This is a genomic window from Streptomyces sp. NPDC091412, assembly GCF_044756885.1.
GTDB lineage: Bacteria > Actinomycetota > Actinomycetes > Streptomycetales > Streptomycetaceae > Streptomyces.
In genome coordinates, this window is the sequence record NZ_JBIVTV010000002.1 from 542,075 (window position 1) to 554,521 (window position 12,447).

General features: G+C 67.3%; 8 protein-coding genes. 2 read left to right on the forward strand and 6 right to left on the reverse strand.

Annotated features, from left to right (window positions below; all coding sequences use genetic code 11):
• Positions 1–625: 625 nt before the first annotated feature.
• Positions 626–1,867: a S8 family serine peptidase gene (locus ACIQMV_RS06620; protein ID WP_402591613.1), complete on the forward strand. Its 1,242-nt coding sequence runs from the start codon at positions 626–628 to the stop codon at positions 1,865–1,867.
• A gap of 374 nt (positions 1,868–2,241) precedes the next feature.
• On the opposite strand, the gene ACIQMV_RS06625 is transcribed toward ACIQMV_RS06620, so the two are convergent.
• Positions 2,242–2,991 carry a hypothetical protein gene (locus ACIQMV_RS06625; RefSeq protein ID WP_402591615.1) on the reverse strand — a complete coding sequence of 250 codons (750 nt, stop codon included), beginning with the start codon at positions 2,989–2,991 and terminating at the stop codon, positions 2,242–2,244.
• 590 nt (positions 2,992–3,581) lie between these two features.
• Here ACIQMV_RS06625 and ACIQMV_RS06630 point away from each other — a divergent pair.
• Positions 3,582–4,088 (forward strand): DUF3761 domain-containing protein, encoded by a 507-nt coding sequence (locus tag ACIQMV_RS06630; protein ID WP_402591617.1) that lies wholly within the window; start codon positions 3,582–3,584, stop codon positions 4,086–4,088.
• Positions 4,089–4,507: 419 nt separating this feature from the next.
• Here the strand turns inward: ACIQMV_RS06630 and ACIQMV_RS06635 are convergent, their stop codons facing one another.
• From ACIQMV_RS06635 to ACIQMV_RS06655, 5 genes are all read right to left on the reverse strand, one after another.
• Positions 4,508–4,966 carry a VOC family protein gene (locus tag ACIQMV_RS06635; protein WP_402591619.1) on the reverse strand — a complete coding sequence of 153 codons (459 nt, stop codon included), beginning with the start codon at positions 4,964–4,966 and terminating at the stop codon, positions 4,508–4,510.
• Positions 4,967–5,193: 227 nt separating this feature from the next.
• Positions 5,194–5,874 carry a hypothetical protein gene (locus ACIQMV_RS06640; RefSeq protein WP_402591621.1) on the reverse strand — a complete coding sequence of 227 codons (681 nt, stop codon included), beginning with the start codon at positions 5,872–5,874 and terminating at the stop codon, positions 5,194–5,196.
• Positions 5,875–6,540: 666 nt separating this feature from the next.
• The gene (locus tag ACIQMV_RS06645) at positions 6,541–8,694 is read right to left on the reverse strand and encodes an AIPR family protein (protein WP_402591623.1); all 2,154 of its coding nucleotides are present in this window, start codon (positions 8,692–8,694) and stop codon (positions 6,541–6,543) included.
• Between the two features lie 63 nt (positions 8,695–8,757).
• Complete coding sequence (locus ACIQMV_RS06650; RefSeq protein ID WP_402591625.1) at positions 8,758–10,266, reverse strand: N-6 DNA methylase; 1,509 nt, start codon at positions 10,264–10,266, stop codon at positions 8,758–8,760.
• Between the two features lie 570 nt (positions 10,267–10,836).
• Complete coding sequence (locus ACIQMV_RS06655) at positions 10,837–12,444, reverse strand: N-6 DNA methylase (protein ID WP_402591627.1); 1,608 nt, start codon at positions 12,442–12,444, stop codon at positions 10,837–10,839.
• Positions 12,445–12,447: the final 3 nt, after the last annotated feature.

A 12,447-nucleotide genomic window follows, 5' to 3' on the forward strand; every position in this document is an offset into this window, starting at 1 on the left:
CCCAGGGCGCATCACAATGTCCCAAGGCTGAGACGTCCGCCCCATGACGTGCCGACCGACCCAACGGCGCCACCCGGCACCGGCACGGACCTTGGCCACGCCCTGGACCTCACCTGCGGCGACACTCCAAGATCCGCCCACAGCCCCGACGCGCGGCGGCTTCGAACGGCATACGTCCACACATGCACGAAGGCCCCGCACTCAGCGTCTCCGCTGATCACGGGGTCTTTCGGCACCTCCTTCGAGGTGCCCTCGACGGGATCCGGACCTGCGCACACGGCTCCGAAGCGATGGCGTCGATCACACTGCCGCCACCCGGGTCGTACTTTGCGCGCTCGATAGGGCCGCACGTTCCTGAATCGGACAACAGTGACAAGTAGCACATCAGTGAGAAGTCGCACAGGGGTAAGTGCTTGCTCTGCGAATGGCCTCGGGGTGGGATTGTGGCAACTGTCGAGTGGGGGCCTCACCGTGTAAGGGGATCATGCGCAGAGTTCGTGCGCGGCGCCGCGTTGTGGTCGCGGCGGCCGGGGTCACCGCCCTCGCCAATATCGCACTAATGTCACCCGTTTTGTCGGGTTCTTCGGTCGCCGCACCCGTGCATTCGGTGCAAGGAGTCAAAGCCGTGCCGGCAGCAGCCGGGCAGCAATCGGAGAACACCGCCCGCAGCCTGCTGACCACCGAGCAGTGCCAGGCGAAGTGGCGGATCTCCTGTTACACCCCGACCCAGTACCGGCAGGCGTACAACCTGAACCCGCTGTACCGGGCGGGAGTCACCGGCAAGGGCCGCACGATCGTGATCGTGGACGCATTCGGCTCGCCGACCATCCAGCATGACCTGGACGTCTACAGTGCCCGGTTCGGTATGAAGAGCACCCACGTCGACGTGGTCAAGTGGGGTTCCGTCCCGCCCTTCGACCCCGCCGACCCCGCCCACATCGACTGGGCCGGGGAGACCACCCTCGACGTGGAGATGGCGCATGCCGTCGCCCCGGACGCGCACATCGTCCTGGTGGAGTCCGGGGCCAACCAGAACGGGGACGGCACCACCGGCCTGCGAGAGATGATGGACGCCGAGAAGTGGCTCGTCGACCGCGGCGTGGGCGATGTGATCAGCCAGAGTTTCGGCGCGACGGAGAACACCTTCCCCGGCTTCCGCAGCGGTGACTTCTCCAGCATTCAGAACCTGCGGTATGCCTTCAAGGACGCGGCCAAGCACGGTGTGACCGTCCTCGCCGCCTCCGGCGACGGCGGAGCCACCAACACCACCGCGAGCGGCAAGGCCAACTACCCGTACAGGGTCAACGCCTGGCCGTCCTCGGACCCACTGGCCGTCTCGGTCGGCGGCACCCAGTTGCACTTGGACGCCAAGGGCGACCGCATCGCGCCGGACAGCGTCTACAACGACGACGGCGCGAGCGGCGGCGGCCTGTCCCATGTCTTCGCCCGTCCCTCGTACCAGAACGGGGTCGAGCAGGTGGTCGGCGACCGCCGCGGCACCCCCGACGTGTCGATGTCCGCCGCGCTGAACGGCGGCGCATGGGTGTACTCCAGCTACGACCCGAAGCGGGTCGGCTGGGATGTCTACGTCGGCACCAGCGAGGCCAGCCCGCTCTTTGCGGGCATCGTGGCCCTGGCCGACCAGGTCGCCGGGCACCGGCTGGGTGACATCCACCAGGCGCTGTACTCGCTGTTCGCGCGGTCCTCGCGGAACCCGTCCACCGGGATCGTGGATGTGAAGGACGGCACGAACAACAGCTACGCGGGAGTCACCGGCCACACCGCGGTGAAGGGCTACGACATGGCGACCGGCGTCGGCACGATCGACGCGGCCCGCTTCGTCCCGGCCCTCGCCAAGGAGGGCTGAAAGCTCCCCTCCCCGAGGGGCGGGCGCCTGCCGCAGACCGCCGGACCCCGCGCCGGGACGGCGGGGGCGGCGGGGACGGCGGCACTTGCGGCTTCCGAATGCCGGCTGCGGTGTATCGCCCTGCCGGCCGTGGACGGGCTCCGCCGCAGCTCGGCGTCGATCGCCCACGTCTGGCTGGAGGCCCGGGCGCCGGCGCTCCCGCCGACCGCGGTTGCCTCGCCGCCCACCGCCCGTCCGTACGATCTCCGGCACTCGGCGCTGTCGACCTGGCTCAACTCCGGGGTCGACCCGAGCTGGCGCCCTGCCCCGGGCCTCGCTGCTTCTCCGGGCCGACCCGGACGTCCGGTTCACAGGCACGACTGGGATGCGCGGTCTCACGACCCCCATCGGGTGACGATGGCTTCCTCGACGCTGAAGACCTCGTCGCAATCGGCACACTGCGCTGTGCCGAAGACGTAGGTCAGCTTGTGCGCGATGCCGGGATGGCCGTCTGCGAGTGCACGGGCGTGGAGTCTTTGGGCCAGTCCCTCCAACGATGAGGGCGCCTGAGGCTGCAGCGGTACCTTCCTCGCCTCACTGGATCTCATGTACATGCTGTTTGTGGTCGAAAAGAAGCCGTGCTCTCCGAAGGCGACGAAGTTCTCCGAACCGCACGCGGGGCAGGGCACTTCATATTCCTCGTCGTTCAGCCCGTCGAGCTGTTCGCTCCAGACTTCGACGCCTTGGAAGCTGAGAAGCGTGGACAGCAAGTAGACGTAACTCGTGGGGTCGTCGGCGAGTCCGGGGTGCCGGAGGGCTTCCTCGGTCAGTTGCGCCAGCTCGGATACCTCCGAGGCGTAGGTGACTTGGGGATCTTCATCGCCGTATGGCTGATCCGTGCTCGCCGTGATGGAGCCGGCCAGGCAGAGCGGCGCCTGCCGGTCCGGCGGTGCCCACCGACGCGCCATCTCGGTCAGAGCGGGCAAGACCGCGTAGCTTGCCGAGTAGACAGTGCCCTGGTGGCACAACCGGGACCAGAGTTCATCCCAGCTGGAGTCCTGCGGGCTCGAGCCGGCTCTGTGGAGCAGGCTCGGAATGTCTTCTGCCGTGCCGTAGGCGTGGTGGAGCCGGGACCAGTCCGTCATGCCGATGATCCAAGCAGCAGGGTGTGACATGACGCCGCGGCGTCCGGAGAGGGTGAGCGAGCGGGCCGGGTCACGTCCGCTGGAGTGGTGTATCGATGGCCACTCGGTGATCTCGTCCCTGCGGCTATGCGGTGAGTCCGGTGAGCAGGTCGGTCTCGTCGGTTTCTGACTCGATCGGGTGGGGGCGGGCCTTGGCGAGGAGTTCACGGCCCATGTAGCGGCGGGCCTCAGTCCACTCGCCGTCTGCGCGGCCAGGACCACGCCGACGAGCCGGATCACGGCGGGGCCTCGTTGATTGCCGGTCAGGCTCCTCGCGCGCCGCGTGTGGTGCTAGGCCTCCCGTAGGCCAGATCCCACGGTGGATGAACGCTCGTCTTGCGTGCGTCACCTCTCCTGGCCACTTCCCCGGTTGCTGCCGGCCGGAGTTGATCGAGTGGCGGGGCGGCGGCTCGGGCGTGCGGGGGTGGTGGTCTGCGGGGGTAGTTGAGAGTTGCAATGTCACAACTCTGCCACCTTCTTTACTGATCCCTCACATCTAACGTGTCCGCGTAGATAGCTTCACCCCTTACGTACTCAAACGGGGGGATCCCATGAGCTATTACCAGCCCCAGCCGCCGTTCCAGCCTCCGCCCAGACCGCCGGCCTTCCGTCCCGCACCCAAGTGGGCCCGCAAGCGATTCGTACTGCCCGCCCTGGGCCTCGCGTTCATTCTCGGCGTGGGTAGCGGCGGCGACGGCCAGAACCCGGACGCGACGAAGTCGGTGGCCAACGACAAGGTGCAGCCGACGGCCACGGCCACGGTCACCGCGACAGCCACGGCGACGGAGACCGCGAAGCCGGAGCCCGCGCCGACGGTGACGAAGACGGTCAAGGTGAAGGTGACTGTCACCGCCCACGCCGCTGCCGCGGGGTCGGGAACGGGCGGCAGTTCGACGTCTGGCGGATCGTCGTCCAGCGGCGGGTCCAGCTCGTCGGGTGGCTCCAGCTCCGCGGGCGGCGGTGCGACGGCTCTGTGCAATGACGGTACGTACTCGTACGCCGCTCACCATCAGGGGGCCTGCTCGCATCACGGTGGCGTGGCCGTCTTCTACCGGTAGTCAACGTCTCAGGTCGGTGCTCCAACTGGTGGCGTGAGTATGGGACCGCCTGCCCCGCTGATTTGGGGAGGCCGGTCCCGCGTCTCCGGAGCCTCTGGGCCCGCCCGCGCGGTGTGTCGGGACCCACGGCCGCCCCGTCCCGGTATCAGCGTGGGGCGGGGCAGAAGACGGCGCGCCAGCTGCGGCCATGGCGATCAGGCTTGGCCCGCAAGGGATCGGGGTTCAAGGTCGCCGCACTCGTGGGGTGTCGGGGTGTCACCTTTGGGAATGCCCCAAGACCCCGTCCACGCTGCCTCCACAGCCCCCGGCATACGGCCGCTTCGGGCGGCACCTTCTGGACGTCGTTCTGGACGTCGTTGTCAGGTTGACCTGCGGTGGCGTGGTGTCGGACGCCCAGATTCTGTCCGATGGCTCAACGTTCAGCGAATGAGCGCCTGGGCCCGACGAGCGATTTCGTCCGGGGTCACGTCCTCAACGTGCGTGAGGAAGACCCAGACGTGTCCGTAGGGATCCCGCAGGATAGCTGTGCGGTCGCCGTGAAACTGGTCGGTCGGTGGCTGCAGAAGTTCCGCGCCGGCCGCGCTGGCCTGCTCGGCAAGTACGTCGACGTCATCAACGAAGACGTGTAGCCCCACGGTCGTACCGCCAATGGTGGTTGGTGCGGCGAAGGTAGGGCCTTCGGCATCGCCCAGCATGATGGTGGACCCGTGAATGCTGATCTCTGCGTGCAGGATGCGCTCGCCCGGGCCACCGAGACGGAACAGTTCCTCGGCTCCGAACGCCTTGGTGTAGAAGTCGATCCCATGGGCGGCACCGTCGACCATCACGTGCGCGATCACGGCGTTGCGGTAGTGCTCGGGAACGGCGGTCGTGGCCATGGAAACTGCCTCCTCGGTTGGCTGACGGCTACCAGTGACCACGAAGGTAGAAGCTGAACTCAACTTGAGGTCAAGCGCTCTTGCCCCGATACACGAAGTTCCTCGACGGACGGCAGAACGTCGCCAACCGCCGCATCGAGGACCTGCTCCGTGCATATGAGGGACGGCACCTGACCGTGTCTGAGGCCCCCGACGCCGTGTCCAGGGGCATGTCGGTGCTGCATGTTTCAGCTCATCGGACAGCCGATCTCCGCGATGTCCTCCGCGAGTTCGGCCAGAGTGATCTCCGAGTTCAGTGCGCTGACCACTTCTTCGGTCAGAGGACGGCGAGAAAAGACGTGGCGAACGGCCTCCAGGTCGACCGGGACCTCGTAGTTGTCTTCGGCCCACCGCTGAAACGCTTCCGGCGAGCGTTCCACCAGCAGTTGGAAGAGGTACCCGGATCCGTCCGGGTCTTCCGTTGCTTCCCCGGGGAAGTCGATCGTCCCTGTTCTCCAGCTGCCGTCTCCCGTCTCTCGCCATATGCACGCAGTGACGCGAGGCAATCCGTCATACGAGAACGCGGGGTCCTCAACGCACGGTCGGAAGACGTCAGGAACCTCGTCGAGTACTCCGGGCCACAGCCTGTCCTCTGCGTAGGGGCTCATGGGTGATTCGTGATCGAATCCACGGACGCAGGCGCCGGCGGCTGAGAAAACGATCGAGTAGTCGTCGCCCGATCCACTCCGCATCGAGGCCATCGACTCCTTCTCGGACCAGCGGTCGTTGAAGGAGTGATCACGGCCCGACCACTCAGGGCTCAGGACTGCCTCCAGGATGGCCAGGGAACGGCAGTGCTCACGGAGGACGGCTATCTCGGGCAGTTGCCGAGCAACATCATGAACGGTCACCCGCTCATCCAAGCGCACACCTCTGACACGTCGGGCCTGCCTGTCGGGTGGTTGTCTCGTCAAAGACGAGAACCGTGGAGAGCGTGGCTCACCTGCGGCGACGCTTCAAGATCCCGCCCACGCCTCATCCACAGGCCCCGACATACGCCCGCTTCGGGCCGCATACGCCTGCACAAACGCGAAGACCCCGGCCTCAGCGTTTCCGCTGCTGACGGGGTCTTTGGGCACCTCATGAAGGGTGCCCCCGGCAGGATTCGAACCTGCGCACACGGCTCCGGAGGCCCCTTCACTCTCAGACAATGCAGCAGGTCCGAGGCACGTTCGGGATCGGGAGGACGTGATCTGTCCACGGGTGGTCCACGGTTCCACAGCGTCGGCGTCAGCCACACAGTGCTGTCGGAGGAGCATACGGTACGACTCGACGGCCTGCCTGTCAGCGGTGCCCGAGGGTTGGGGCGCGACTACAGCTGCGTTCCCGTATCAGCACCTTCATGGCCGTAGTCAACATCCTCCCCCTGACCTCGACCGTTTAGACTCGGGTGAAGACGGCGCTGGGGTTGTGCAATAACTTTCGGACGTAAATGACGCTCATGGCCGCCCCTCGATTGTGCCTAGATAGCGCTCGCCGTAACCATAAACGAGGAGTCCGCCTTACGGCCGGAGAATCCCCGACCTGCTCGGCAGCTACTCGGCGTCCTTTTCTTCCTCCATACCGTTAAGGAGTCTCCGGGCGAGGATGGCGAGCGTTTCTCCGTCCTGGGTAGCCCAGCGGGCGGTGCCCTGGTTCGAGACGGGCCGTCCTTCCCATTCGGCCAGCTCCCACATCCGTGCGATGAGCCCACTGGGCGAATACGCGTTGCCGTCGGCAGCCCAGACGATCGGGCGTGCCCGGTTGGTGTTGGTCCACTTCGCGAGTGCCCGGCGCGGGTTCGCGTTGAGCCATGCGGCGAGCGCGTCCTTCTCTGGCTGCAGGTACAGGGCCAGGTGCAGCGGTGCCCCTTCCTCCAGGGCGCCCTTGTCGACGATGACATGCACCGCGTTGGGCCTGCGGCGTTTGCGGGGCTTGCTCTCCTCGCGCCGGTACTGCGCGGCGGCGTCCTCGGTCCCGCCTCCTTCGAGCGCTGCCAGGGCCGCGGTTACGAGGTCGGCGGCCTGCCCCGGATCGGCGCACACGCGTTGCAGGCTCGACCGGGTTCCCACTCCGTCCAGAGCCTGTACGAGCGCCGGGACGACACGCTTGACCAGGTCGGGCACCTGCTCCTTGGCTTCGGCGGCCCAGGTGAGCGACTGGTCCGGCTCGCCCATGCCGGCGTCCTGGGCGAGGAGTTGCTGGAACACCAGGTGGGTGATGAGGAACGTGCCGTCGTCGATGACGGCGGCCGCGCGCCCGGCGTACTGTTCGCGTTCCGCACGCAGAGCCGTACGCACCGCCCGCAGGACGTTCACGGCGTTCCAGGTCTCGTACACGCTGGGCACGGACCGGAAGAGAGGGTCGTAGATACCGCTGCCGCCCCGTTCCCACAGCACGTCGGTGGTGCCGGACGCGACGAGCCGGGCCGCGAACCGGCTGCCGCTGTGGGCGCAGGCGAGCGCGCACGCGGCTTCCACCACGGAGCAGCCCTCGTCGTCCTGGGGTTCGAGTTCGCTGCGGCGCACGCTGTATACGAGCCCCAGTTCGGCACGGAACTCCTTGATGAGCACCGCCTGGACGGGTTCGAGGGCGATCCGGTCACGCTCGGTGATGTGGTTCTGCCGGTTGGTGGCCTGAGTGGTGCGGTTGGCGAACTGGGTGTCGCCACCGGTGACGATGAACCGGATGGTGACCTGGGCGAGTCCGGCTTCATCGGACTGCTCGGCTGCGTCGATGACGGAACGCACCGTCTGTGCGCCGTTCACGACACTGGCGCCCTTGGCGGTGATGCGGACGGGATGGCGCTCGGGGAACTTCTGCGATCCAGGCACCGCTTCCAGGGAGTCGCACAGGACGGTGACGCCGTTGTTGAAGTACCAGAAGTGGGACGGCTCGCCGGTGAGCGTGTCCAGCAGTTCCTTGTTGATGGGGGTGAGCCCCAGCGGGTCGCGGATGTTGCGGACGAACAGCTCGTTGCCGTGCTCGGCCCAGGTCGCGACCTCTTCGGCCTGTATGACGCCCTCGTAGGAGAGGTAGGGCGAGGGCACGCTGAACCAGGGGTGGAGCGTCGCCGTCAGCGTGATGGGCTCGCTCTGATGGTCCTTCAGCACCAGGGCGTGGATGTCAGGGGCATGCAGGAAGCGGTGGTCGACGTACTCACCGTGGGAGTTGAACTCATTCTCGCCGTTCTTGATGACCTGCAGCACACCCGGCGAAGGCAGCTTGGTACCCATGAGGGCGATCACCTGGGTGATTTGGGTGCTCTTCTCGCCGATCAGGTCGTGTGCCCGTTTGGCGAGTATCTGACCGCGGGGGTTGAACTGGGCGGCTTCCCCGGAGTCGATGAGAGTGAGCCCGGCGAAGAGCTTGTGCACCGCGGTCTCGTCCGCCTTGGCCGTCCCTTCGGGGCTCCACTTGGCCTGCACGAGGTAGATGTGCGCGTTCGCCTCGTCGATGGCGATGGCGTCGATCCCCTGGTCCTGGCCGCCGTCGATGACGCAGTCGGCCGCCTGCTCGGGGGTCCAGCCGGTCATGATGCGCACGGCGTGCGCGGCCAGGGCGCGAGAGCGGAACGCGGGCTGGATCTTGTCCGGCGGCCGGTTGCCGAAGTCGCTCACGTCGATGAGGCCGGGGTACGTCATGTCGAAGGCACGCGCGGTCTGGCGGACCGGGGTGGGGACGGTGGGCTGCTGGGGAGTCGCGTTCATGGTTTTCCTGTACGGCTGACGGGGGGCGGGAGCGGCGAAAGACGGCGGCACGGGGATCGAACGTCAGCTGAGCGAGTCGAGCACGACCTGGAAGCTCCTCTGTGCCTCGCCAAGGTGGTCCACGATCAACTGCGCAATCTCGCGCGGGTCGCCGAAGTCGTCAGGCGCGTCGGTGGGATCCGCGTTCAGGAGGAGGCTGGCATCGCGGCTGTTCAGTATCTTGCGCACGGCGTCACGGTCGTACCGCTTGAAGCGCGACGATTCGTCGCGGCCCGCGCGCCCCTCCTCTCCGGGCCGGTACGCCTCCAGGAACTCCGCGAAGTCCTCCTCCGTGAGCGGATTCTCGGTGTCGGTGTGGTGCAGGTCGCGGGCGTCGTACACCCACAACTCATCGGTGGCCGGATCGCCGTTCGGGCGCAGGACGGACTTGGTAAAGAACAGCACGTTCGACTTGGAGCCGGTGTCGTGGAACATGCCGGTCGGCAGCCGCAGCAGGGTGTGCACGTCGCAGTTCCTCAGGAGTGCCTTGCGGATGGTGGCCGCCGCTCCGCCATGGAACAGCACACCGTCGGGGACGAAGACGGCTGCTCTGGCCCCCTGCGGCAAAGTGATGGCCAGATGCTGGAGGAAGTTGGCGGGGAGCGTGGCGTTCTGCGCCCAGAAGTCGTCGCGCCGCTCGGTGTTCGCCTCGACGTTGCTCTTGAACGGCGGGTTGCAGATGGCGACGGTGGCGGCCACGCCCTGCTCGTGCCGGTACACCAGGCGTTCCTTCGTATCGAGCGAGTCCGCGCGCAGTATCGGCGGTACGTCGTGGAACTGACGCCCGGTGTTGAGGAGGACGTTCATCGTCGCCAGGCGGCACATCTGTACGTCGATGTCGGCGCCCGCGATAGCGGCGGCGTCCACACGGTCCCCGTGCGCGGCCATCTCACGGTGGGCGGCGATGAGGCTGGTGCCAACCCCGACGGCCGCGTCGACGACCCGGTCCCGTGGGGTGAGCGCGAGAGCCTTGGCTATCACGGTGAGCAGGTGGGGCGGGGTGAGGAACTGGCCCGTCTCCCGCTTGGCCCGGATGTCGCCCCGGCAGTCGGCTATCAACAGCGAGAAGGCGGAACCGAGCTCGTCCCGGCGCACATCCGACCAGCGGTACGGGTCGAACTCCTCGACGATCAGCCGTCCGAGATCCGCCATCTTGTCGGCCGGCCAGGGGCGGGAGTCGTGGAAGAGGACACTCGCGATGGCCCGGCGGGGATCCTGCGGGTTCGGCTTGCCGAGTTCGGCCATCAACCCGGTCAGGGCACGGTGCAGATCCTCACCGCCGGCGAGTACGAGGCTCGGCCAGCTGCCCGCCGGCGCGATCGGCGGGCTCGCGAACATCCCCGTCCGCTGGGCACGCTCATGGTCGAGCTTGAGGAAGAGCAGATACGCGATGTGCTCGGTGAACTCCAGCCGGGTCAGCCCTTTGAGGCTCGGCTTCTGTTCGAAGAACCGCTGCCAGCGTCGGAAGATACCGTCTGCCGTCCAGTGGCCCTCCGGCCCTCTCGCCCCGATGTTCTCGCGCTCCGTCGCCATGCCCCACCCGTTCTCGAACGTCCCTGTCCGAGTGGATACGCCGACGGGCCACTCCCCTGTTCCGGCAGTGCCGGATCCGGTGACGAAGCGCTCCGAGAACACATCGGAACCGGCCGATCGGGCCGCAGACGATCAACTCCCTTCCAGGGTAGGCGCAAGGCAGGCGCCCGGGGCTCCGAGCAGTACTTTTTTCGGCCTGTCAGACCCTGTCCCCCCTTTTGAGCCGGAATCCAGCAGCGCACCTGCTTACCGGCCGGCGTCCCCGTGACCCGCCACCCTGGTGCGAGCAGATCGACCAACGGCAGTCCACGCCCCGACTCCGCCTCGGGATCGTCGAGCCGTACGGCTCCCCGCACGGGCAGCATCCGACGGTACGGGTCGTGCAGCCTGACCCGGACTCCCCGCCCCGCGTCCTCACCGCACCCCGACGACGTGACCCCCACCTCGGCGACGAGCGGAACGATGGCCGCGTTCCGGGCGGGTGTGATCGCGGGCGAGCTCTGAGCACGAAGAGAGGCGAACAGCGGACGGGCCGGTGGTTCTGGTGAACCACCGGCCCGTCCGCTGGCTCTAGTCCTCGTCGGCCGACGGCGGCACGTCCTTCTTCAGTGCGCGGGCCACGGCCGTGAACTGGGCCAGTGCCACTTCGAGTTCGTCGACGATCTCCTGGGCGATCACGTCCGGTGACGCGTACTCCGTGGTCCCGGCGGCGTCGGACTTGATTACCGTGAGGTCAAGATTGACCTTGTCCCGGGCGATCAGCTCGTCGTAGTCGTACGCGCGGAAACGGTCGCTCGGGGTGCGCTTGCTGAAGTCCGTGCCGCCGGAGTGGTACGCGGCGACGAAGTCATCGAGGTGCTGGCGGCCCAGCTGTCGCTGCTTGAGCGTGAATCGCTGGTCCGTACGGAAGTCGTAGACCCAGAGCTGGCGTGTGCCGGGGCGGCCTCCGGTGCGCTGGCCGGTCTTGTCGAAGAACAGGACGTTGGCCTTGACGCCGTTGGCGTAGAAGATGCCGGTGGGCAGACGCAGCAGGGTGTGGACGTCGCAGAGGTTGAGGAGGTTCCGGCGGATGGTCTCGCCGGCGCCGCTTTCGAAGAGGACGTTGTCGGGGAGGACGAGGGCGGCTCGGCCGTTGGTCTTCAGCAGGTTGTAGATGTGCTGGACGAAGTTGAGCTGCTTGTTCGTCGTCGGCGCCCAGAAGTCGGTGCGGGAGGTGTACGACTCACCGGTCACCGAGCCGACGCCGAAGGGCGGGTTGGCGAGCACGATGTCGTAGTGCCGCTTCGGCGGGCGGGCCAGGGAGTCCTGGATGGTGATGAGCGGCTTGGCCTCGGAGCTTCCGATGCCGTGCAGCAGCATGTTCATCAGGGCGAGGCGGCCGGTCTCGCGGACGAGTTCGTAACCGGTGATCGCGCCGCTCTGGAGGGCGCGGCCCTTGTCGCCGTACAGCTCGTCCTCGTAGTTCTGGACGAGGTGGGCGTGCGCCGCGATGAGGAAGCCGCCGGTGCCGCAGGCCGGGTCGGTGATGGTCTCACCGGGCTTCGGCTGGACGCAGTCGACCATGGCGTCGATGAGCGGGCGGGGCGTGAAGTACTGGCCGGCTCCGGTCTTGCGGTCCTCGGCACCGCGCTGGAGAAGGCCTTCGTAGGCGTCGCCCTTGAGGTCCTGGTTCTCGGTGGTCCAGGTGTAGGGGTCGATCAGGTCCTTGATCAGGCGGTCGAGGACAGCCGGCTCATGGATCTTGTTCTGCGCCTTGGTGAAGACCTCGCCGAGCATGGTGCCGCCGCGCTGGCCGAGGTCCTTGAGGATGAACTCGTAGTGGTCGAGCAGCGCTTCGGCGGACCGGGTCGTCAGGCTCTTCCAGTCCCGGCCTTCGGGGACGAGAGGCTTCTCGGGGACGTTGCGCCGGAAGGCCGCCGGGCGGTTGGCGCGCTCGTCGGCCATCTTCAGGAAGAGGAGGTAGGTGAGCTGCTCGACGTAGTCGAGGGTGGAGACGCCGGAGTGGCGCAGCAGTTCGCAGTACGACCAGAGGCGGTTGACCAGGGTGGAGGTGGAGGCTGGGGCAGGGGTTGCCTTGGCCCTCGCTTCCGCCGCGCGAGGGGCAGGCGTCGTGCTGGATGCTGGAGAAACCGCCTCGGCGGGATCCTCGGGGGTCGGCGTGTCAGTACTGCTGCTCATGAC